20 protein-coding genes are annotated in these 21,953 nt (G+C 42.7%); all 20 read right to left on the bottom strand.

The features are described from left to right. Positions 1–47 precede the first annotated feature (47 nt). The 20 genes from murC to ligA all read right to left on the bottom strand — a co-directional run bounded on the left by murC (position 48) and on the right by ligA (position 21,949). A complete protein-coding gene (gene murC, locus ACTW1R_RS07895; protein WP_167821816.1) occupies positions 48–1,382 on the bottom strand; it encodes a UDP-N-acetylmuramate--L-alanine ligase in 1,335 nt (444 codons plus the stop codon). A gap of 114 nt (positions 1,383–1,496) precedes the next feature. Further along, positions 1,497–1,961 carry a SprT family protein gene (locus tag ACTW1R_RS07890; RefSeq protein WP_005225994.1) on the bottom strand — a complete coding sequence of 155 codons (465 nt, stop codon included), beginning with the start codon at positions 1,959–1,961 and terminating at the stop codon, positions 1,497–1,499. Then, entirely contained in the window at positions 1,958–4,144 is a 2,187-nt protein-coding gene (locus ACTW1R_RS07885; RefSeq protein ID WP_167821815.1) for a Tex family protein, read from the bottom strand. The genes ACTW1R_RS07890 and ACTW1R_RS07885 overlap by 4 nt, the downstream gene beginning before the upstream one ends. A 137-nt stretch (positions 4,145–4,281) precedes the next feature. Then, positions 4,282–5,016, bottom strand: a complete 735-nt coding sequence (locus tag ACTW1R_RS07880) for a metallophosphoesterase family protein (protein ID WP_167821814.1) — start codon at positions 5,014–5,016, stop codon at positions 4,282–4,284. A gap of 165 nt (positions 5,017–5,181) precedes the next feature. Next, positions 5,182–5,553: a VOC family protein gene (locus tag ACTW1R_RS07875; RefSeq protein ID WP_005225991.1), complete on the bottom strand. Its 372-nt coding sequence runs from the start codon at positions 5,551–5,553 to the stop codon at positions 5,182–5,184. A 22-nt stretch (positions 5,554–5,575) separates the two neighbouring features. Continuing rightward, positions 5,576–5,989, bottom strand: coding sequence for a DUF1149 family protein (locus ACTW1R_RS07870; RefSeq protein WP_005225990.1), 414 nt, complete (start codon positions 5,987–5,989; stop codon positions 5,576–5,578). A gap of 92 nt (positions 5,990–6,081) precedes the next feature. Continuing rightward, a complete protein-coding gene (locus tag ACTW1R_RS07865; protein WP_271813000.1) occupies positions 6,082–7,134 on the bottom strand; it encodes a SepM family pheromone-processing serine protease in 1,053 nt (350 codons plus the stop codon). After that, positions 7,124–7,618, bottom strand: a complete 495-nt coding sequence (gene coaD, locus ACTW1R_RS07860; RefSeq protein WP_005231326.1) for a pantetheine-phosphate adenylyltransferase — start codon at positions 7,616–7,618, stop codon at positions 7,124–7,126. Before coaD ends, ACTW1R_RS07865 begins: the two co-directional genes overlap by 11 nt. Before the next feature lies 1 nt (position 7,619). Beyond that, positions 7,620–8,174 carry a 16S rRNA (guanine(966)-N(2))-methyltransferase RsmD gene (rsmD, locus tag ACTW1R_RS07855; RefSeq protein ID WP_167821813.1) on the bottom strand — a complete coding sequence of 185 codons (555 nt, stop codon included), beginning with the start codon at positions 8,172–8,174 and terminating at the stop codon, positions 7,620–7,622. Between the two features lie 100 nt (positions 8,175–8,274). Further along, positions 8,275–8,619 (bottom strand): YlbG family protein, encoded by a 345-nt coding sequence (locus ACTW1R_RS07850; protein ID WP_005225986.1) that lies wholly within the window; start codon positions 8,617–8,619, stop codon positions 8,275–8,277. Continuing rightward, on the bottom strand, positions 8,606–9,034 hold the full coding sequence (locus tag ACTW1R_RS07845) for a YlbF/YmcA family competence regulator (RefSeq protein WP_005225985.1): 429 nt from the start codon (positions 9,032–9,034) through the stop codon (positions 8,606–8,608). The genes ACTW1R_RS07850 and ACTW1R_RS07845 overlap by 14 nt, the downstream gene beginning before the upstream one ends. Continuing rightward, complete coding sequence (locus ACTW1R_RS07840) at positions 9,021–10,151, bottom strand: CAP-associated domain-containing protein (RefSeq protein ID WP_010748189.1); 1,131 nt, start codon at positions 10,149–10,151, stop codon at positions 9,021–9,023. The genes ACTW1R_RS07845 and ACTW1R_RS07840 overlap by 14 nt, the downstream gene beginning before the upstream one ends. Before the next feature lie 15 nt (positions 10,152–10,166). Further along, complete coding sequence (locus tag ACTW1R_RS07835) at positions 10,167–13,595, bottom strand: pyruvate carboxylase (protein ID WP_074933985.1); 3,429 nt, start codon at positions 13,593–13,595, stop codon at positions 10,167–10,169. A 22-nt stretch (positions 13,596–13,617) separates the two neighbouring features. Continuing rightward, positions 13,618–14,781: an FtsW/RodA/SpoVE family cell cycle protein gene (locus tag ACTW1R_RS07830; protein WP_005225982.1), complete on the bottom strand. Its 1,164-nt coding sequence runs from the start codon at positions 14,779–14,781 to the stop codon at positions 13,618–13,620. A 2-nt stretch (positions 14,782–14,783) separates the two neighbouring features. Continuing rightward, on the bottom strand, positions 14,784–15,083 hold the full coding sequence (locus tag ACTW1R_RS07825; protein WP_010748186.1) for an Fpa/YlaN family protein: 300 nt from the start codon (positions 15,081–15,083) through the stop codon (positions 14,784–14,786). A 370-nt stretch (positions 15,084–15,453) separates the two neighbouring features. Further along, positions 15,454–16,488 carry a diacylglycerol kinase gene (locus tag ACTW1R_RS07820; protein WP_010748185.1) on the bottom strand — a complete coding sequence of 345 codons (1,035 nt, stop codon included), beginning with the start codon at positions 16,486–16,488 and terminating at the stop codon, positions 15,454–15,456. Positions 16,489–16,498: 10 nt separating this feature from the next. Then, complete coding sequence (gene gatB, locus ACTW1R_RS07815; RefSeq protein WP_005225979.1) at positions 16,499–17,929, bottom strand: Asp-tRNA(Asn)/Glu-tRNA(Gln) amidotransferase subunit GatB; 1,431 nt, start codon at positions 17,927–17,929, stop codon at positions 16,499–16,501. Then, the gene (gene gatA, locus ACTW1R_RS07810) at positions 17,926–19,398 is read right to left on the bottom strand and encodes an Asp-tRNA(Asn)/Glu-tRNA(Gln) amidotransferase subunit GatA (RefSeq protein WP_010748184.1); all 1,473 of its coding nucleotides are present in this window, start codon (positions 19,396–19,398) and stop codon (positions 17,926–17,928) included. Before gatA ends, gatB begins: the two co-directional genes overlap by 4 nt. Further along, on the bottom strand, positions 19,398–19,703 hold the full coding sequence (gene gatC, locus ACTW1R_RS07805) for an Asp-tRNA(Asn)/Glu-tRNA(Gln) amidotransferase subunit GatC (RefSeq protein WP_005225977.1): 306 nt from the start codon (positions 19,701–19,703) through the stop codon (positions 19,398–19,400). The genes gatA and gatC overlap by 1 nt, the downstream gene beginning before the upstream one ends. Positions 19,704–19,918: 215 nt before the next feature. After that, positions 19,919–21,949, bottom strand: coding sequence for an NAD-dependent DNA ligase LigA (ligA, locus tag ACTW1R_RS07800; protein WP_271812998.1), 2,031 nt, complete (start codon positions 21,947–21,949; stop codon positions 19,919–19,921). Between the last annotated feature and the right edge of the window lie 4 nt (positions 21,950–21,953).

The raw sequence follows: 21,953 nt of genomic DNA, 5'->3' as shown, positions 1-21,953 counted from the left end.
CAAAGGTAAAAAAACTCTTGCAGCAAACACGCCACAAGAGTCTTTGATTACAATACGTTACGAGTTGTATTGCTTAATAGTTTTTCATAGGCTGTTTCAAATTTTTGCACATCGCCTGCTCCCATGAAAATCACGACAGCATTTTGATGATCCAATAGCGGAGATACGTTCTCTTCTTTGATCACAGTTCCGCCTTTTTGAATTTTATTGCCTAGATCTTCAATTTTAACATCTCCTCGTGATTCACGAGCAGATCCAAAAATGTCACATAGATAGACATGGTCTGCAAGATCCAAGGCTTCCGCAAATTCATCCATTAAAGCGATCGTACGAGTAAATGTATGCGGTTGGAAGACAGCAATAATTTCTTTCTCTGGATATTTTTGGCGAGCGCCATCGATCGTTGCTTTGATTTCTGCAGGATGGTGGGCGTAGTCGTCCACGATCGTCATATCCGCCACGATTTTTTCGCTAAAGCGGCGTTTCACTCCAGGAAATGAAATCATCTCAGCAGCAACTTCTTTCATATCCAATCCTTCTTTGTAAGCCACAGCGATCACACTTAATGCGTTGTTGATGTTGTGCTGACCAAACGCTGGCAAGACAAAATGGCCAATATTTTCACCATGGATAAAGACGTCGAACTCTGAACCTTGGGTGGTGCGTTCAATATTTTTTGCTTGGACATCGTCGTTATCGTTGACGCCGTAATAGTAGATTGGGACATCGGCTTCAAGTTTACGCAAGTATTCATCATCACCAAAAGCAAAGATGCCTTTTTTCACTTGACTTGCCATCGATTGAAAGGCTGAGAAGACATCCTCGATCGAGTGGAAGTAGTCTGGGTGATCAAAATCGATGTTGGTCATGATTGCATAATCCGGTGAATACGCTAAGAAATGACGACGGTATTCACAGGCTTCAAATGAAAAGAATTCCGCATCAGGTTCCCCATGACCAGTCCCATCGCCAATCAAGAAACTTGTTGGACGGATGCCGCTTAAGACATGAGAAAGCAATCCTGTCGTACTGGTTTTCCCGTGAGAACCGGTCACCGCAATACTCGTATAGGGCTGAATGAATTGGCCAATAAAGTCATGATAACGAGTAACTTCTAAACCAAGTTCTTTTGCCCGTACGATTTCTTCGTGGGTGTCAGGGAAAGCATTCCCTTGGATAATGACCATTTCTGGTTGAATGTTTGCTTTATCGAAAGGCAACAATTTGATCGCTGCTTTTTCTAGATCACGTTGAGTGAAGAAATATTCTTCCACATCAGAGCCTTGTACTTGGTAGCCTTTTTCGTGCAGAATCAAAGCCAATGAACTCATACCGGAACCTTTGATTCCAACAAAATGATGTATTTTGTTTTGATTTTCCATTATTATAATCCTCTTTTCTCAAATCCGCGTCGTAAAAAAACGCGTGTATTGACAAATATCAGGTTGTCACACGACCTACATTATCATACAAAATGAAAAAAATAGCAACGAGTTTTATTTTTCGACTTGACTTTTCTCATCATTTCCTATTTCTAGCAAACGTCCACGACATTTTCCACAAACATATTTTTTGATATCCACACGTCGCTGCCGCCGAATCTCGCAGCCGCAATTTTGGCATCGATAGCGATGTTTGGCTGTCCTTTTGGCAGGAGGTGCATAACGCAAGCCTCCCGTTCTTGCCAGCAATGCTTTAAAGGCAGGATCTTGGTGACGGTGACCAAGACCTGCTAAGTGCAAATGATAATGACACAATTCATGCTTGATAATGCCGATAAAAACCTCCATCCCGTGTTCTGTGAGCATGGTTGGATTGAAATCCAAGTGGTGATCACTTAGATGGTAGCGGCCACCGGTTGTTTTTAAGCGAGAATTAAACACCGCTCGATGCGTGAATGGTTTGTTGAAAACAGACAGCGACAGCTCTTCCACCAAATGCTGCAGTTCTTGTTGGGTCATTTTGCATTTCCCGGATCGACCATCGTTAAACTGATACGGCCTTTTTTGACATCTACTTGCTCGATCCAAACGGTTACGACATCACCGACGGAAACAACGTCTTTCGGATGCTTTACAAACGAACGGCTCAGCTTCGACAAATGCACCAGTCCATCTTGTTTGACACCGATATCGACGAAAGCACCAAAGTCGATCACATTTCGAACCGTTCCCTTCAGTTCCATTCCCGGTTTTAGGTCCTCCATACTCAGCACATCTTTGCGCAATAATGGGGCTGGCATTTCATCACGCATATCGCGTCCAGGCTGCATTAACGCCTTTAGGATATCCGTGATGGTTTCTTTGCCGACTGACAATTTTGCGGAAAGCTCCGCTGGGCGTAGTTGGGCAAGTTTCGCTTTATTTTCTTCCATTTGCTCTTTCCCTAGCTCCGCTAAAGAAATACCCGCGATCGCCAAAATTTCTTTGGCAGTGTCATAACTTTCTGGATGGATCCCGGTATTGTCCAAAATGACTTTTCCGCCAGGTATCCGCATAAAGCCGATCGCCTGTTCATAAGCTTTTGGTCCTAAGCGAGGGACTTTTTTCAGTTGATTCCGCTGCGTAAATACACCATTTTCTTCTCGATAAGTCACGATATTTTGAGCAGTGGTTTTATTTAAACCAGCTACATGCTGCAAGAGTGCCGCACTTGCGGTATTGACGTCAACGCCAACTTGGTTGACAACAGTCTCAACAACAAAATCCAATTGTTCAGCGAGGCGTTTTTGCGAAACGTCATGCTGGTATTGTCCGACGCCCACGGATTGTGGATCAATTTTGACTAATTCTGCCAAGGGATCTTGCAGACGGCGACCAATACTGATGGCGCTGCGTTCTTCCACTTGCAGATCAGGGAATTCTTGACGAGCGATCGGACTGGCAGAATAAACAGAAGCGCCTGCCTCATTCACGATCACATAATATACTTCTTGATCGATCAATTTTAATTGTTCAGCGACGAATTGCTCTGATTCCCGACTCGCAGTCCCATTACCGATTGCGACCATCTCGACTTTATAGGTTTGTAATAAGCGACGAAACGCTGGTCCGGCAGCTTCTCGCTTATTCATAGGCGCTGGTTTATGAGGATAGATCACTTCGATCGCTAGTACTTTTCCAGTCTCATCAATGACAGCTAGTTTACAGCCTGTACGATACGCTGGATCAAAACCTAAAACGACTTTGCCCTTCAATGGCGGCTGCAGCAACAGATTGCGAAGATTTTCTCCAAAAATCGCAATTGCTTGTTCGTCAGCTTTTTCTGTCAATTCATTGCGGATCTCTCGTTCGATGGCTGGTGAAATAAACCGTTTCAGCGCATCAGCAGCTGCAGCTTCAACAAAACCGGCTGCGGGTGAATCCCTATTCGTGATCAATTTGCGACGTAGGTAATCCATGATTTTTTCTTCATCTGCCACAAGGGCGACCTTCAAGATGTCTTCTTGTTCCCCACGATTAGTGGCTAAAATTCGGTGGGATACCATCTTATTGATAGGATGCTGGAAATCGTAATACATTTCATAAACGCCTTTTTCATCTTTTTCAGCATTTTTGACCGTGCTTTGATACAGTCCTTTGTTTGTGTAATAGCTGCGGATCCAACTACGAAACTCTGCAGTATCACCAACGCCTTCTGCAATGATCTCGTGCGCGCCTGCTAAGACATCTTCTACAGTAGGAACAGCATCACTGATAAATTCGGCCGCTTTTTCTTGAACGTCCCCTGCTTTTGGGAAGCTTAACAGCCACTGAGCAAATGGTTCCAAGCCATTCTCTTTGGCGATCGTCGCTTTGGTGCGTCGTTTTTGTTTATAAGGACGATACAGGTCTTCGACGGCCTGCATTTTTGTCGCAGCTAAAATCGCCTGTGATAGTTCAGGCGTTAGCTTTTCTTGTTCTTCTATCAAACGCAAAACCTCTTGCTTGCGTTTCTCTAAGTTTTCTAAGTACTGGTATCGCTCTTCAATTTCTCGAATCTGAACTTCGTCAAGTCCATTCGTCATTTCTTTACGGTAGCGGGCAATAAAGGGGACGGTATTTCCTTCTTGCAATAACTGCAACACCGTACTGATTTGTTTTTGGGTAAAAGCGGTTAATTCTTGTTTTACTAAATCAAGTACCTCTTGATTCATTTCTGCCATTTGTTCTCACCTTTCCTTTGTTGCTTTTGCTATTTTAACATAAAAAAGACAGCCATTGAGCGAACAAGATCACACGAAAACAATGTTGCTTTCGCGACTCTTGTTATGGCTGCTTTTGTCTTTTCTCAAAAAGACTTTTAAAAGTCTGGTTGCCAAGGACCTACTAAATTTTGGTATTCGATGTCCTGAACGATCCCTTTGTCATCAAAAATCACGCCATGCACCGATCCACCAAATACTGCCCCGCCATCGATGCCGATTTTGTCGTCTTGTTGCCAAAGATCCGTCGTCTGCATATCTCCATGCAGCATGGGCGTGATGGTATGGCCAAAAACGATCGTTTTTCCTGTACGGTTTTTTCCTTTATGAAACGGCTCGCGAATCCAGATAAAATCATGGTCTGCGGTCTTATGCCAATCTTTTTTACTTAAATCCACGCCCGCATGAACAAAGAGATACTTTCCCCATTCGTAATAAAGCGGTCGCTCCATCAAAAACTCTATTAAGTCTCGATAGCTACTGCGGATCATTAAGGCGATTTCCGTCGGCGAATACTCCTCAGTGGCGCCTGTATGCAAAAGACTTTCAATCGTTTCTTTGCCGCCATTGCGTACGTAAGCGGCAAACCAATCCTCAGGGGCATTTAGAAATTGCAGAAAATACTCTTCGTGATTGCCGCGTAAATAAATCGCTTGGTATTCTTCGACTAACTTTTTTCCCAGAAAAAAACACTCTTTTGACTTCGGCCCCCGATCATTTAAGTCTCCAATCAAAAGCAGCTGATGGAGCTTAGGGTCATAATCGGTAAGAAGTTTTTTAAACAGATCGGCCATTCCATGAATATCACTGATTGCATATAGATAGTTTTGCATAGTCATTTCCTCCTTAAAGGCAATTGATTCTCTTGTTATCAATTTTAGACCTTTGCCTGTAAAATGTCTTGCAATAAAACGAAAAAACCAACCATTTGTCCTGAACAGTACGACAACATAAAGTCGGGTTCAAAAGGACGAATGATTGGTTACGATCGACAAAAGCTATTTTCCTGAAACAGCAAAATAATTGCCATCCGGATCGGCAAAATTGAAAACCAGTTGTTCTTCCATCTGAATCAATTCACCCACTTCTGCTTCCATCTCTAAAAGCTTCTTATAAAGTGTCGTAATATCTTCTGCAAAAAACATGATCGATGGGGAATTCAAAGCGACTTCAGGTGAATGTGTTTCGATAAACTCACGGTCATATAAGACAAAATGTGCCTCCGCCTCTTTTGATGGCGCGATTTCAACGACGGATGTTCCATCAACGGTTTGTTGTTCAATGATCACAAACCCTAGTTCTTGCCAAAACTCAACTGCTTTCGTCACATCGTCGACGTATAGCATCACTTGCATTTGATTGGAAAACAATGGGCATCCCTCCTATTTCTCGTTATTCGTCTGCTTCCTTCGCTTCTTGCGCAGCGTTCGAATTGGTATTAAAGTTCAATTGTAAACCTGGTTTGTCGGTCACGATCTCTGTCACTTCATAAGTCAAGCGTTTGACGATATCAAACAAGGGCTCAACCAAGCGATCAGTTTCGGCTTTCGTCAAATCCTCTCCAGAATTGACTTTGCGATTCAAAATATGATTGACTTGTCCGACACGTCCTGACAAAACGTAATCAGGGAACACCAATTGGAATTCTAAGCGGGCACCAATAATACTGTTTTTTTCCATATATTCTTCATCTTTGACTTTTAACGGCGCAAAGCCGACATTCAATTTTGTTTCCATTTCTTTGTCTTTCGGTTTCATATCGAAATGATATGCTTCAACGATCGGTTGTTGTCTTTTTAATTCCACTAGATTCACACTCCTTATCTAAAAGTATAGCATAACCTTTTCTTTGAGCCTACTGTATTCTTTAGACAATAAAAAAAACGGCAAGTGCCGTTTTAATTTGCTTCTTTTAGTGTTGCTAGGTAGTCCAATGCATCTTGGACATTGGCGATCGGAACGATTTTCATGTCTGTGTCTAACTTCTTCGCTGCTGCCACTGCCTCTTCGTAATTCGTTTTAATGGAAGGATCTATTTCACGCTCTTCATCAGTGATTTCATCGTCCGGAGCAAAAAAGATTTCTGCTCCACTTTCGCTGGCACTCGCTACTTTTTTGTCAATCCCACCGATTCGACCAACCGTCCCATCAGCTGAGATCGTTCCGGTTCCAGCAATATTATGGCCTTTACGCAAGTTATCTCCAGTTAGCTGTTCATAGATTTCAAGGGTGAACATCAACCCAGCTGAAGGCCCACCGATATTGCCAGAATCGATCACGATCTCTTCATCAGAAGTGATCTCTGTATGATCGACGAGTGAGATACCGATACCTGCTTTTTGATTGCTTTCCAGTTCAATTAATTTGCCTGTTGCTTCTTTTTCTTCACCATCTTGCAAGTAAGTTACGGTGATCTCATCACCAATGGTTTGACTTTGTACATAGTCGATAAAGTCTTGGCTACTTTTAAATTCTTTGCCATTGACAGCGGTGACGGTATCTCCAACGGATATTTTCCCCGCAAAACTGGAATTTGGATCGATCCCCATGACATAGACCCCTTTATAGGTCATTTCATAAGGCAAGTCTGCCAGCTTTAATGCTTGCTCAATCGCACTATTTTGCGAGGATTCCATATAATAGCGCTGGATGCGATTGTATTCCTCATCTGTCGCACCGCCTAAAAGTTCTTCCTCACTGATCAAGTCTTGAAATTCATTTAATTTTGTTCCAATCGCCGTAAACACGGTAGCCTGTCGAATCCCGACACTGGTTAAAGAAAAGGAGCCAGCTGAGGTGTCTTCTTTTTGATTGACGGTAATCAATTCTTTTAAATCGATCGTTGCACCAGGTTGCTCGATATAATAAGGAATCGGCAAAAAGGCACAGGCTGCGATGATCAGTGCTAAAACAAACAAGAGAACATATTTGATCGTTGATTTAAGATTCATTGGTATCACGCTTCTTTACTATAGCATCGTAGATATTTTGTGGTAAATATTCCGCAACATCGCCGTTAAAGGTTAAGATTTCTTTCAACAAACTGGAGCTGATGAAACTATGCTTTGCATCTGCTAAAAGAAAGACGGTCTCCAGGGAAGGTTCTAAGTGATGATTCATTTCCATGATGTCCCGCTCATACTCATAATCTTTCACACTGCGAATGCCTCTAAGCAGAAACTGGGCGCCTAGTTTTTTCGCGATCGTGACCGTCAGCTCCGTTTCTTGCGCCAGAATCTTGACGTTTGGAATATGAGCGAGGGCTTCTTCAATTAGATGAACTTTTTCTTCACTTGTAAAAAAACTTTTTTTATTGGTATTTGTAAAAACACCCACGATCAGTTCATCAAAAAGCGTTGCGCCTCGCTCAATCAGATCCACATGACCTGACGTCAGCGGATCAAAACTTCCTGGAAATAAAGCAATCTTTTTCATGTTATCCCTCATTTCTATAGATCGTCACCGCAGATATGCCATAGGTTTGGGCGCGCATCAAATGCAAAGAACCAATCTTTTCTGGCAAGACGATGGACTTATCTGTTTCGCAAACCACATAAGCAAACGGACGAATCAAATCATCCTTCAGCATAGCTTCTAGCTGTTGCAGGATCTCTTGCTTTGCGTAAGGTGGATCTAAAAATAGATAGTCAAAGCTTTGTCCCTCAGCTGCAAACTGGCGTAAGGCTTGATTGGCATCCATTTTTAGTACCGTGAACTTTTCTGGTTCTTTGGTTATTGCAATATTTTCACGGATCACTTTGATAGCTGGAAAACTACGGTCGACACAAACGGCATGCTCCGCACCACGAGAGACCGCTTCGATCGCTAAGCCCCCGCTCCCACTAAACAGATCCAGTACAACTCCTCCATCTAAATATTGCCCTAACATGTTAAAGATCGCCCCTTTTACTTTGTCTGTCGTGGGGCGAGTGTTATCTCCAGCAAGACTTTTTAATCTGCGGCCACCATATTCTCCGGCTACTACACGCATGCGTTTTTCCCTCCAAGATCTTCGTAAATACAAATATAGCACTGTTTCTATAAATAGCAATAAAAAAATGGCGGTGACTCAAGGCACCCCCACTTTTCTATTACACGTTTTCTGCCAATCGAATCATCGTATTTTTTTCTTCGATATCAAACCCTTCATCTTTCACTGGATAGGCTGCTGATGTACCAATTTTTTCAGCAAAATCCATTTCGACATCTGGTCGATAGGAAGCTTCAACTTGTCGAACAAAGTGAAACTGCTCAATTTTTGTTTTTTTGCTTTCGTATTCTTCTTCGTTCAAATACATGACCACGTATTTCATTTTGCGTGACACATAATGAACGAAGCCAAAACGACGCAAATTTTTTAGTTGACGTAGGCTGTAGACCCATACGATCAATCCTCGACGCTTCTGCATCGTAAAAGGCGTTTTATCCTCGTGCATGACAATTTCCTCCACAACTTGATTTTGATTGAAAAAAAGGACTTCCAGCATCCACTTTGACAGTTGGTGAAAAACACGTAGAAATCGCTACGGTCAGTTCATCCAGCAAACGCTGCAGCTGCGTTTCACTCCAGCGGTACTCGCTCACTTGCTCATTGAGATCCAGCTGTCGCTTAGCTGTGCGCATCGCACGCTTTTTCTCTTTGAAATCAGGGGCATATGCGCCGTACGCTTCAATTCTTTCAAAATCCAGCTTTTTTTCTAAAAACGTTCGCATCAATTCCTGAGCAACAGGATCTTGATGCATGGTTTGTTTCGCTATTTGATAGTTTCTACACGTTTCACTCGCTTTGATTGCCGTTACAAGTGAATCGATTTGATCTTCAATCTCGAAAAAGGCTTCATCGTAAATCATCTGATGTACTATCCTCGGTCCCTTCTACATCTTCTTGCACTAAGACTACCATATTTGCTTCAGAAAAAGCAATTCCTATCTTTTCTGATTGTTCATGGGTCAAACGTTCAGTAAATCTTGGGTTACTGAACCAAGATAAAATAGTAAAGGTTGGATCATAGACAGGCGCTTCAAAAATCGAAGCAGAAGCCTCTAACTCCTTCGCTGCTAATAACTCCTGCCACTCATCGTTCGTCAAAACAAAATTACTCGTTTTTTCCGAAGAAAGAGCACGTTGATAGGAATGGATGCGTTGAGAGGTCAAATGATCCGATAGATTATTCGTCAAATCCGCTAAAAGTCCGACCGCATCTTGATGCGTCTGGGTATCTTGTACAAAGCTTTCCAAACCGATTTGATTACGAAGCTTATCAATAATGACAAAGGCTAACGTCTCTTTTTCAAGATCAGCTTGTGTTTGGTCAATCGTTTGCGAAACTTGAAACAGCGGTCGTTCTCCTTCTGTCAAGGGATAGGGCGCTAACTTAAGCAGGGTCGTCTGATCCAAATAAGTGATCGCCTGCAGTTGAGCCGTCTCTTGATCAAAGAATAAAACAGCAAATGTCCCATTATCAAACGCTACTAAGGGTCGGTAGTTCATATCTTCTTCCATCAATTCAAAACTGATGGTGCGATCATTTTGTGTCAAGGTAAAATTTGGATAAATCATGGTCAGCTCAGTCAAGTCAGTCAAGGTCATGCCCATTGCAAAGGGCGCTAGGGAAGATCCCCCGGCGCCGATCACTTTGATTGCCTGCACACTCTCACCATCAGTATTGATCTCAACATATTGCTGATCGTCTAATTGATTGTAGACCCGAATTTCAAACTCGTAGCCCGAGCGATACGTTTGAACTGGAAGCCCGTAGATTTCTTCAAAATCAGAAACAGGCTCCCCAATCAATTCAGCTAATCCTTGGGCTGCGATTGGTTCGTAATTCATGGTCGTTGGTGCTTTGATTGGGTTTTCGATCGTCATTCTTGAATCTGAAGCGTTTTGCATGAATACTGGCTGCAAATACACGATTATCAGGGCTAGGACAAATAAGCCGCAAAATAATAATCCCCTTCGCTTCATCTGCTGATCGACTCCTTATTTTTCTTTGACTTCAATCAGAAGGTCTCCTGACTGGATTGGTTCCCCATCGGTTACGTAAACATGCTCAACTACACCAGAAAAGCGAGCTTCGACGGAAGTTTCCATCTTCATCGCTTCAGTGACCATCAACGTCTGTCCACGTGCCACTCGGTCACCTTTTTTGACTAATACTTCTAAAACTGAACCACTCATGGAGGCACCGATTTGTTCTTTGTTCGTTGGCTCTGCTTTGCGTTTTGTTTGAACAGAACTGATGATCGAACTATCTTTCACAACGATTTCTCGTCGTTGACCGTTTAAGTTAAAGAAGAGGGTCCGATTGCCTTCGATATCTGGTTCACCGATTTCATCGAGACGAATGATCAAGATTTTGCCTTTTTCTAATTCGACATTGATCGTTTCGCCTAAGCGCATACCATTAAAGAAGGTTGGTGTATCAAGGACTTTTACATCGGCAAACTGCTCATACGCTTTTCGATAATCAAGGAAGACTTGCGGATACATCAAGTAGCTCAAGACTTCTTCGTGTTTTGGTTCATAGCCGATTTTTTCAGCTAGTTCTTGTTTCACTTCGGCAAAATCAACTGGTTTGGCAAAGGCTCCTGGACGTTCCGTAAAGGCTGGGCGTCCTTTTAAGATAATGCGTTGCAATTCTTTCGGGAAACCACCGACTGGCTGACCTAACTCGCCTTGGAAGAAGGTGATCACTGATTCTGGGAAACTCAATGTATCGCCTTTTTCAAAAATATCTTTTTCTGACAAGCCATTTTGTACCATGAAGAGCGCCATATCGCCCACGACTTTCGAAGAAGGTGTCACTTTCACGATGTCTCCAAACATCATATTGACTTCATGATACATTTCTTTGATTTCATCCCATTTTTCGCCTAAACCAACGGCTTTGGCTTGTTGCTGGAGATTGGTATATTGTCCTCCTGGCATCTCATGCTTGTACACTTCCGTTTGAGGGGCGTTCAAGCCATTTTCAAAGGAATGGTAGTACATGCGGACATCTTCCCAATAGTGATTCAATTGTTGGATATTATCCACATTGATCTCTGGGCAACGCTCGCCGTTTAAAAGAGCATAATACAAACTACTCATACTTGGCTGACTCGTTGCGCCACTGATAGCTGACATAGCGACATCCACGATATCAACACCAGCTTTGGTAGCTGCTGAGTAAGTGATAATCCCATTCCCGCTGGTATCATGCGTGTGCAGATGGATCGGTACATCGATCGTATCTTTTAACTCACTGATCAAACGATAAGCCGCTTGCGGTTTTAATAATCCAGCCATATCCTTGATTGCAATAATATGGGCACCAAGATTTTGCAATTCTTTTGCCATATCTTTGTAATATTGTACCGAATATTTTTGGCGGGATGGATCATTGATATCCCCTGTATAACAAATCGTCGCTTCTGCAATTTTCCCCGTATCACGAACAGCTTGGATACTTTTCTCCATTTGTGGGACCCAGTTCAAACTATCAAAGATTCGGAATACATCGATTCCTTGTGCCGCAGATTCTTTGATGAATTCTTCCAAAACATTGTCTGGATAATTGGAATACCCGACAGCGTTGGAGCCTCTAAACAACATTTGTAAGAGTGTATTCGGCATTTTTTTCCTGAACATCCGCAATCTTTCCCATGGATCTTCTGTTAAGAAACGGTACGCAACGTCAAAGGTTGCCCCACCCCACATTTCACTTGAGAACAATTGTGGTAGGCCGGCTTCCGTCATCGCGGCAATTTTCTTAAAGTCATGGGTTCTTACACGAGTTGCCAACAAACTTTGATGGGCATCTCGGAAGGTTGTATCCGTCAGTAAGACATTCTTTTGTTGACCGATCCATTCAACGACACCCTCGGCACCTTTCGTATCTAAAATATTTTTGGCGCTGACAAAATCAGGCGTTGCTTGGATGTGTTGTGGCATCCGTGGTTCATTGTAGAAAGGTTTCTTTTGTTTTTCGATTCCCGGGAATCCATTAATCGTGATTTCACCGATATACTTCATGGTTTTGTTTCCACGGTCACGAATCCGAGGGAAATTGAATAGTTCTGGCGTATTGTCGATAAAGGTAGTTTTGGCTTCACCTGAACGAAAGGCTGGATGAGAAACAACATTACGCATAAAGAGAATGTTTGTTTTTACACCACGTACTCGGAATTCTTTCAGACAGCGCATCATTTTTTGAATTGCTTGGTCGAACGAAGCAGCATGCGTACAGACTTTTACAAGTAGCGAGTCGAAATAAGGGGTTACCACTGCACCGGCATAAGCATTTCCGACATCTAAACGAACCCCAAACCCACCCGGAGAGCGGTAGGTATCGATCTTACCAGTATCTGGCATAAAATTATTCGCTGGATCTTCTGTCGTCACGCGACATTGGATCGCAACACCCTCAAAGCGAATGTCTTTTTGTTCAGGAATTCCGATTTCTTTATGCAAGTCTTTGCCTTGTGCAATCAAAATTTGTGTCGTCACGATGTCTAAATTGGTGATCATTTCAGTGATCGTATGTTCCACTTGGACCCGTGGGTTTACTTCGATAAAGTAGAATTTGTCGCCCTCTACTAAAAATTCCACGGTTCCAGCATTGATATAGCCGACATGCTTCATTAGTTGAACGGCTGCTTGGCATATTTTTTCCCGTTGTTCATCAGTCATTGACACACAAGGTGCCACCTCGACTACTTTTTGGTGGCGGCGCTGAACCGAGCAATCACGTTCAAATAAGTGAACGACGTTTCCGTGCGTATCTCCTAAAATTTGGACTTCAATATGTTTTGGATTACTAATGTATTTTTCAACGTAAACTTCATCGCTACCAAATGCCGCTTTGGCTTCACTTTTGGCACGTTCGTAGCCGTCTCTTGCTTCTTTTTCATCATGAGCGACACGCATGCCTCGCCCACCGCCCCCAAGGGCTGCTTTGATCATGATTGGATAATCATGTTCGTTTGCAAAAGCTAAAACGTCATCGATCGATGCAACTGGACCGTCAGAGCCAGGAATTGATTGAATCCCGGCCTCGATCGCTGCTGCTTTTGCTTTGATCTTGTCGCCAAAAATATCTAAATGATGGGTGGATGGTCCGATGAAAATCAAACCTTCTTCTTCACAGCGTTGAGCAAATCCCAGATTTTCTGATAAAAAGCCGTATCCAGGATGGATTCCTTCGGCACCGGCCTTTTTCGCCGTGCGAATGATATCTTCAATGTCTAAATACGCATCGATCGGACGTTTGCCTTTCCCCACTAAATACGCTTCGTCTGCTTTAAAGCGATGGACGGAGTATTCATCCTCCGCAGCATAAATTCCGACAGTTTTGATCCCAAGTTCCGCACATGCGCGGAAGACACGGATCGCGATTTCTCCACGATTGGCAACAAGAATTTTCTTCATCTAATCCACTCCATTCAATTGATCAATAATTCAAATAAACCTGTTTCCTCTTTTCTTCGGCACTGATATTTAACACAAAACCGATACAAATCGATAGCATCAGCAAGCTTGATCCACCTTGACTTAGAAATGGGAAAGTGATTCCCGTCAATGGGATCAAACCAGTGATTCCACCTAAATTGATAAAAATCTGAGACATAAATAATGTCCCTATACCTATACACATCATGGAATTAAAGGGATCTCTTGAACGGATACCGACAAGAAAGATCCGTCCCACCATATAGAACAAAACACCTAAAATGATGATCGATGGAATCAGCCCTAATTCTTCCATAACGATCGAAAATATATAATCGGTGTGCGCTTCGTTTAAGAAGCCACGTTTTTGGATACTATTTCCAAGCCCGCGCCCGAACAGCCCACCGTTGAACATTGCGTAATACCCATTAACCATTTGATGACCTGTATTGTATTCATCAGCAAACGGGTTCAAAAAAGATGAAAAACGACTATAGACATAGTCGGGTAAAAGCTTACCACCGGTTAGATTCACAAACAAGACGATCAACATACTACCGATAATACCTGCCACACCTAATATTAAGGTATACAGGTAATTCAATCCGCTAGACAATAACACGACAAATGCCAGCAACATAACGATCACAGCATTCCCTAAGTCGGGATAAAGTGCCATGATCCCGGTGTAGACAAAAACGATTCCGATTGGACGCCAAACCGTTTTCCAAAATTCTTGTTGGATACCTTTTTGACGATAAGATAGCGTCACCGATAAAAACCAAATCACAATAAACTTTAAATACTCTGCTGGTTGAATGGAAAAGCCAGCAATCGATAACCAACCGAGTGCCCCATTTCTTCTTGGGAAAAAGAAGGCAGCGATCAATAAGAACAAGATGACGATCATGGCGATCTGGACAAATTTTTTGTTCCGAAAAACATCCGTTTTCATTTTATACATGACAGTGATCGCTATTAGGCTCACCAACCAAAATAATGTTTGATTGATGACGTAAGAAGCAGCTGTGGTCGGTTGTGTGGCGGTCATCGCAACGTAAGATGTGGAACTATAAACCATCATCAAGCCCGTGACACACATAACAATATATGGTAATAAAATACTATAATCTAATAAATGTCTTTTCTTTACTTTCTCTGGCAAGTTTATGCCTCCTTGCCGATGTCAGGTGTCCGCTGGTCCTCGTAGACCTCGCTATACAATTGGTTCAAATCTTTTTCAAGATCCGCCATCAATTGCTGTCCTGTTTGATTATCAACGATCCCCAAGCGGATCGCAAATGCCACTTGTCGTGATAGACCATACATTTGGGTATCAACCACTTCTTCAAATGCTTTGCATTGTGCGATACATAAACTATTTTCTTGGTTTCGGATCAGCTTTTTGATTCGTTCTGCGTCATCTCTCAGCAGATCAAGCGCTTTTGTAGAATCGATTTGCTCCATTCCGGTCCCCCCATTTCTTCGTTTCACCATTATAGCATATTCTTATTCGCTTTTGCATCCATAGATTGGATAGAAATACGGAAATAACGAACTTTAATGAGCATATATTCGAAAAGTTCGCTTTTTGATGATTATCATTCGTGTTTTGGAAATTTTATTCGTTTTATTTATATGATCCGCGCCCATTTTCGTGAAACAAAGGCAAATCGTGAAACACTTTATAAAAAACGTCCTTTACTAAAATTTAAGAAAAGCTATTCTATCAAGTATTCGAAAAAAAATCGGTGCCTGCTTTTCCACAATTACGTTTTAAAAAAAGAACAGGTCCAAAAGTCCCTGTTCTTTCAACTCGCATGAAAAGAAAAATCGTTTACTTTGTTTCGTCGCCGATCTTGCCATCCCCATTGATGTCCTCATCGGAAAGACGTTCGACTTCTTTAATAAAACCTTCGCTCATCTCTTGATAATTTTGCTCACCAACGACCGCATCGTCAGGGATTTGATCGACATTTGCAAAAAACTCAATATGATTGTGTAGGTTTTCAAAGCGCATAGGAGCATCTCCGCCGTATTCGCCATCAAGGTTGATCATTAAACGATTGACCTGTTCTGGTGCGTCTACTTCAAGAAAAGATGTTTTCGTATAAATCAGACGACGATCGTTGATGTGTTTTCCACCATTCATCATTAAAGCAACTAAGTGGACGATCTCAAAAATATTGGCCGTTTTGACAATGATCAACGAAAATTTCCCATCGTCAAGCTTTGCATCAGGCGCAATCTGTTCAAAGCCCCCAACTGAATTCGTCAGCCCTAAAAAGAACATCGACGCTCCGCCAATGTATTCTCCGTCTTCATACTTTAGATGCATTTTGATTGGTTTGACACGAGGGAGTAATTCCGCTCCTTTTGCTAGATAAGCTAAGTAGCCAAAAACACTTTTCAGTTCAGAAGGAACATCGTAGGTCAATTCCGTTAAGTGCCCACCAGCAGCAATGTTGATAAAATACGTGTTGGGTGTTTTTCCGACATCCATTTTCACTGTCTGCTGCTTCAAAATCACTTCCGCAGCTGCTTTGATATCCGTACGGGGAATCTTTAGCGCTCGTGCGTAGTCATTGGTCGTGCCTCCAGGAATGATCGCCATTTTTGGTCGCTTTTCTAAAGGAGCGATCCCATTGACGACTTCATTGATCGTGCCATCCCCACCGGCAGCTACCACCAAATCAAAACCAGCTTCGCCGGCTCTTCTTGCTTCATCACGAGCGGAAAATGGCGCAGCGGTCGTGGCAAATGCACTCGCCTCATAACCGCCAGTTTCCAAAACATCTAAAATATCTGCTAAGTTTTTTCGAATCAATTCTTTCCCAGATGTCGGGTTGTAGATTACTCTTGCTCTTTTCATCGCTTGCCTCTTATCGCTTTGCTAGTTCTTCTTGCAACAGCTTGTTCACAACGCCTGGATTCGCTTGTCCTTTGGTTGCTTTCATGATTTGACCAACTAAGAAACCGACTGCGCGGTCTTTTCCGTTTTTGAAGTCATCGACGGATTGTTGGTTATTATCTAATACTTCATTGATCATTGGTAGTAATTGCGCAGGATCTGATAATTGGATCAATCCTTTGGCTTTTACGACTTCTTCAGCGTCGCCGCCGTTTGTGATCAACTCTTTGAAGACTTTTTTCGCAATCTTCGAACTGATCGTGCCATCGGCGATCAAACGAATCATTCCCGCTAAATTGTCTGGGGTTAATTTCGTTTCTGGCAGTTCCAATTTCTCGCTGTTCAGATACGCTGAAACTTCACCCATCAACCAGTTAGAAGCTTGTTTAGGATCAGCACCAGCATCGATGGTTTTTTCAAAGAAATCGGACATTTCTTTTGATAAAGTCAAGACCATTGCATCATATTCTGGTAAGCCCAATTCAGAGATGTAACGGGCACGACGTTTTTGCGGCATTTCTGGCAAGCTTTGACGTACACGTTCGATCCATTCATCATCGATTACAAACCGTGGGATATCTGGTTCTGGGAAGTAACGATAATCAGAAGAACCTTCTTTGACACGCATCAATAAGGTTTTGCTGGTTGCTTCATCAAAACGTCGAGTTTCTTGTTGGATCTCGCCTCCAGAAAGCAATACTTTGGCTTGGCGTTTTTCTTCAAATGCCAACCCTTTTTTCACGAAGGACATAGAGTTTAAGTTTTTCAGTTCTGTTTTTGTTCCGAATTGTTCTTGGCCGTAAGGTCGCAACGAAATATTCGCATCACAACGCATGGAACCTTCTTCCATCTTCACATCGGATACTTCTGTAAACAAGATGATTGAACGCAACGCTTCTAGATACGCATATGCTTCTTCTGGTGAACGCATATCCGCTTCGGAAACGATCTCGATCAAAGGGGTTCCTTGACGATTTAGATCAACATAAGAATAACCGCCTTTGCCGTGCATGTTTTTCCCAGCATCTTCTTCCAAATGAACTCGCTCGATGCGAATCTTTTTCTTTTTGCCTTCCACTTCGATCTCGATCCACCCATCATGACCGATCGGTTGATCGAATTGCGAAATTTGATACGCTTTTGGATTGTCGGGATAAAAATAGTTTTTGCGGTCGAAATGCGTTTCTTTTGAGATTTCACAATTCAGCGCAAGCGCAGCTTTCATCCCAAATTCGATAGCCGCTTTGTTCATTACTGGTAAAACACCTGGATAGCCCCAGTCGATCACATTCGTGTTGCTATTTGGTTCAGCGCCAAAGTGAGCAGGTGCTGGAGAAAAAATCTTTGATTCTGTTTTTAATTCTACGTGGACTTCAAGCCCAATGACTGTTTCGAAGTTCATGCCTTATCCCCTCCTAAAATCACTGGTTTTTTCGTGTGGAAATCAGTTGCTTGTTCAAAGGCATAAGCCGCTTTATACATGGTTGCTTCATCAAAATGTTTCCCAATGATCTGCAAGCCGACTGGCAGTCCTTCAGAAAAACCTGCTGGGATCGACATCCCTGGCAGTCCTGCTAAGTTCACAGGAATGGTTAAAATATCATTCAAGTACATGGTGATCGGATCATTGATGTTTTCTCCAATACCAAATGCTACCGTTGGGGAAGCTGGGCCAATGATCAAGTCGTATTGGCTGAAGACCTTATCGAAATCTTGTTTGATCAACGTCCGTACTTGACCGGCTTTTTTGAAGTAGGCATCGTAGTAGCCAGCACTTAGTGAAAACGTACCTAACATGATCCGGCGTTTTACTTCTTCCCCGAATCCTTCACTGCGAGAATTGACATAGACATCTTCTAGATTGCTGACATTTTCTGAACGGAAACCATAACGAATACCGTCAAAACGTTGCAAATTAGAACTTGCTTCAGAAGAAGCGATGATATAGTAAACGGCTACCCCGTATTTTGAGTGTGGCAAGCTGACTTCTTCCACAGTCGCTCCTAACGCACGGAAAGTGTCCGCTGCTTTTAAGATTGCTTCTCGAACGCCTGCTTGGATCCCTTCACCTAAGTATTCTTTTGGCAAAGCGACTTTCATACCTTTGATATCACCCGTCAAACCTGCTGTAAAATCAGGAACAGCAGCGCCTGCTGACGTACTATCTTTCGCATCAAACCCACTGATGGCATTTAATGCAAAGGCATTGTCTTTCACACCACGCGTCATCGGACCAATTTGATCTAAAGATGATGCAAACGCGATCAGACCAAAACGAGAAACCCGTCCGTAGGTTGGCTTCATCCCGACGATCCCATTGAAAGCTGCTGGTTGACGAATCGAACCACCCGTATCGCTACCTAATGATAGGGGAACTTGTCCAGCTGCAACGGCAGCTGCCGAGCCACCTGATGAACCACCAGGTACTTTTGTTTCGTCCCAAGCGTTTTTCGTTTTCTTAAAGAACGACGTTTCGGTACTTGCGCCCATGGCAAATTCATCCATATTTAACTTACCAACTGGAATCATGTCTGCTTGGTAAACTTTGTCCATAACGGTCGCATCGTAAATTGGATCAAAATTACCTAAGATTTTTGAAGCAGCTGTTGTCCGCAAATCTTTGGTAACGATGTTGTCTTTGATTCCGATTGGAATTCCCGCCAACACATTGCTTTCAGTGATGCCTTTTTGATCGATGGCTTGTGCCAATTCCTGCGCTTTTTCTTCATTCAACGCTAGAAACGCATCGACTTTCGGCTCTGTTTCTTTAATGCGAGCAAAGGTTTCGCTCGTTAAGTCTGTTGCAGTAATTTCCTTTGACACTAATAAGCTGTGTAATTCTTCTAAGCTTTTTTTATATAATTCAGTCATTAGGCACCCGCCTCCCCATTATCAATGATTGCAGGCACTTTGATAAAGCCTTCTTCGGATTCTGGAACATTTTTCATTAATTCATCACGGTCCCAGCCGCCGGTCGTTACATCTTCACGCATCACGTTGATCGTTTCTGCGACATTCGATGTGAATGGTACTCCTGTGGTGTCCACTTCTTCAAGTGTTTCAACCATATCAATAATTTTCCCTAGCTGAGAGGTAAACTCATGTAATTCATCGTCTGAGAATGAAAGTTTTGCTAGTTTGGCAACGTGTTTGACTTGTTCTTCGCTGATCGCCATAAAATCCTCCTCTTTCTCGTATCCGTAATTTACGTTTACGTTTTTCCAATGTATTGTATCATTTTTTTAACAAATCATGAAATAGAATTTGAAAATTATCAAATATAATTGCAAATAAAAGCAGAAATCATTTCTTTCCTCATAGTGCAGGGAAGAAATGATTTCAATTAGACAAGAAAAAACAACTGCTTCTCGTCTGTGACAATGCTTAAAGGTTATTGATCTGCCGAATGACTGCCTTCGATCGCAGCCACCATTTGAGCTTCATCCCAAACGGTGACACCTAGGGATTGTGCTTTGGTCAGTTTGCTGCCTGCCTCTTCCCCAGCAACAACGATATCGGTCTTTTTCGATACACTCCCTGTTACCTTCCCACCGAGATTTTCAATTCGTTCCTTGGCTTCTTCACGAGTGAAGTGACTTAATTTTCCAGTTAAAACGACGGTTTTCTCTTTAAATGGTGATTCGACGTCTTCCAACTGTTCATTTCTAAGCCCCAAATAAGCAAAGTTGACACCCGCTCTTTCAAGTTCATCTAACAGGTCGTGAACTTCTTGATTGTCAAAATACGTGACGACACTTTCGGCAATCGTTGCGCCGATAGCTTCTAGCGAAATGATTTCTTCTTCCTTGGCTTTGCTGAGCGTCCGCAGATCACCGAAATGTTCTGCTAAAATCCGAGCCGCTTTCGCACCGACATGACGGATGCCTAGCCCAAAAATCAAACGTTCAACCGAATTTCCTTTACTTTGATGAATCGCCCGCAACAGGTTATTGGCTGATTTCTCTTTGATTTTATCAAGGGTCAACAATTGTTCTTCTGTTAAAAAGTACAAGTCGGCCACATCTTTAACTAAGGATTTATCGAACATTTTCTCTAAAACACGGGGCCCTAAACCGTCAATGTTCATAGCATTCCGTGAAACGAAATGGCTTAGTCCTTCTTTGATCTGTGCTGGACACTTTGGATTGATACAACGCAAGGCAACTTCTTCATCTAAATGGATCAGCTCACTCCCACATTCGGGACAATGTGTAGGCGATTCAAAGGGTTGACTTGCTTCTGTTCGTTTTTCTTCCAAGACTTTCGCAACCTCTGGAATAATGTCCCCCGCCTTATAGATGATGACCGAATCGCCAATGCGGATGTCTTTCATTTTAATGAAATCTACATTATGGAGACTGGCACGGCTGACCGTCGTTCCAGCAACACGAACAGGGGTCATAACAGCGGTCGGTGTCACAACACCCGTCCGTCCCACGGTCCATTCGATCGTTTCGATCACTGTTTCCGCTTCTTCCGGTGGAAACTTATATGCCGCCGCCCATCGGGGTGCTTTTACGGTAAAGCCTAGCGCATCTTGATCTTTGAAATTATTGACTTTGATGACTACGCCGTCAATCTCATAGGGAAGCTCACTGCGCTTGTCATGAAACTCTTCGATATATGCCCAAACCTCATCGATGGTGTGGCACACTCTGCGTTCGTGATTTGTACGAAAGCCTAATTGATCCAGTTCATTCAATGCTGAAAATTGATCATTGGCTTCAATTGGTCCAAAGTCAGCTAGTGTGTACAAGAAGGTGCTTAAGTTTCTTTGGGCTGCGATCCGTGTGTCTAATTGTCGCAAGCTTCCAGCCGCTGCGTTTCTAGGATTGGCAAAAACTTCCGCCCCTTCTTCTTCTCGCTGTTGATTCAATTTCAAAAACGAAGCCTTTGGCATATAGCATTCGCCGCGAACTTCCAACGAGATCGGTTCTTTTAATTTCAGTGGAATCGATTTGACGGTCTTTAGGTTTTCTGTAATGTTTTCACCTACCGTACCATCTCCTCGAGTTGCTCCACGAACAAAGCGCCCTTCTTCATATTTCAAGGAAATTGACAATCCATCGATCTTTAACTCGCAGACATAATCTACCGCTTTCCCCAGTGCTTTTTGAACACGGGCATCAAAAGCCACGATTCCTTCTTTGTCAAAGACATCGTTCAGGCTATATAGCGGAATATCATGCGTGACCTTTTCAAAGCCAGGTAAAATGATACCGCCTACTCGTTGGGTGGGTGAGTCTTCGGTTACTAGCTGCGGATAATTGGTTTCAATTTCAACCAGTTCTGCATATAGCTGATCATAGAGATAATCTTCCACGGAAGGCTGATCTTTTACATAGTATTCGTAAGCATACTGATTTAATTGTGTGCGCAGCTCTTCTGCTCGTGATTGGATTTCTTTTGAAGGGACATCCATCCTA

The organism is Enterococcus sp. R12, from assembly GCF_058135755.1.
The sequence above is the reverse complement of the archived record's forward strand: the minus strand, read 5'-3'. Positions and strand labels throughout refer to the sequence as shown.

Excerpts from the sequence above, each read along its gene's own strand:
- gatC (WP_005225977.1), bottom strand. The coding sequence starts at position 19,703 with ATGGCGATCAGCGAAGAACAAGTCAAACACGTTGCCAAACTAGCAAAA.
- ACTW1R_RS07835 (WP_074933985.1), bottom strand. The coding sequence starts at position 13,595 with ATGAAGAAAATTCTTGTTGCCAATCGTGGAGAAATCGCGATCCGTGTC.
- ACTW1R_RS07825 (WP_010748186.1), bottom strand. The coding sequence starts at position 15,083 with ATGGAGCAAATCGATTCTACAAAAGCGCTTGATCTGCTGAGAGATGAC.
- rsmD (WP_167821813.1), bottom strand. The coding sequence starts at position 8,174 with ATGCGTGTAGTAGCCGGAGAATATGGTGGCCGCAGATTAAAAAGTCTT.
- ACTW1R_RS07885 (WP_167821815.1), bottom strand. The coding sequence starts at position 4,144 with ATGGCAGAAATGAATCAAGAGGTACTTGATTTAGTAAAACAAGAATTA.
- ACTW1R_RS07850 (WP_005225986.1), bottom strand. The coding sequence starts at position 8,619 with ATGCACGAGGATAAAACGCCTTTTACGATGCAGAAGCGTCGAGGATTG.
- ACTW1R_RS07840 (WP_010748189.1), bottom strand. The coding sequence starts at position 10,151 with ATGAAGCGAAGGGGATTATTATTTTGCGGCTTATTTGTCCTAGCCCTG.
- ACTW1R_RS07890 (WP_005225994.1), bottom strand. The coding sequence starts at position 1,961 with ATGACCCAACAAGAACTGCAGCATTTGGTGGAAGAGCTGTCGCTGTCT.
- gatB (WP_005225979.1), bottom strand. The coding sequence starts at position 17,929 with ATGAACTTCGAAACAGTCATTGGGCTTGAAGTCCACGTAGAATTAAAA.
- gatA (WP_010748184.1), bottom strand. The coding sequence starts at position 19,398 with ATGACTGAATTATATAAAAAAAGCTTAGAAGAATTACACAGCTTATTA.
- coaD (WP_005231326.1), bottom strand. The coding sequence starts at position 7,618 with ATGAAAAAGATTGCTTTATTTCCAGGAAGTTTTGATCCGCTGACGTCA.
- ACTW1R_RS07880 (WP_167821814.1), bottom strand. The coding sequence starts at position 5,016 with ATGCAAAACTATCTATATGCAATCAGTGATATTCATGGAATGGCCGAT.
- ligA (WP_271812998.1), bottom strand. The coding sequence starts at position 21,949 with ATGGATGTCCCTTCAAAAGAAATCCAATCACGAGCAGAAGAGCTGCGC.
- ACTW1R_RS07845 (WP_005225985.1), bottom strand. The coding sequence starts at position 9,034 with ATGATTTACGATGAAGCCTTTTTCGAGATTGAAGATCAAATCGATTCA.
- murC (WP_167821816.1), bottom strand. The coding sequence starts at position 1,382 with ATGGAAAATCAAAACAAAATACATCATTTTGTTGGAATCAAAGGTTCC.
- ACTW1R_RS07820 (WP_010748185.1), bottom strand. The coding sequence starts at position 16,488 with ATGAAAAGAGCAAGAGTAATCTACAACCCGACATCTGGGAAAGAATTG.
- ACTW1R_RS07865 (WP_271813000.1), bottom strand. The coding sequence starts at position 7,134 with ATGAATCTTAAATCAACGATCAAATATGTTCTCTTGTTTGTTTTAGCA.